At 63.9% G+C, this 377-nt stretch carries 1 protein-coding gene; it reads left to right on the top strand.

From position 1 onward, the window contains the following. On the top strand, positions 1-377 hold a 377-nt coding region (locus ACV22W_RS33665), incomplete at both ends, for a tetratricopeptide repeat protein (RefSeq protein WP_448023854.1).

Consider the following 377-nt stretch of genomic DNA (forward strand, 5'->3'; position numbering starts at 1 on the left):
GTACGGATCTGCGACGACACCGGGTGTTTCGATCGCCCAAAAGATCAGGTCTCCTATCAAAAAAGGGACGATTCCGACGAGCGCGAGGATCCGCGCATCGTTTCGCTGAAGCAGGCCGCGAAGACCCAGCCGAAGGCCGCCTACGACCTCGGCCTGCGTTATTTCCGTGGCGATGGCGTACGCCAGGACAGCTACCAGGCACTCAAGTGGATGCGCGACGCCGCCGAGCGCGGCGACCTGAACGCGCAGAAGGCGCTCGGCAGTTTCTACCTGTTCGGCCTCGAGGAGATGGGCTCCGATCCGCGCGAAGCGGACAAGTGGCTGTCGATCGCCGCGGGCCGCGGCGACAAGGAATCGAAGAAGCTGCTCGAGCTGGC

It is taken from the genome of Burkholderia sp. AW49-1, from assembly GCF_053427845.1.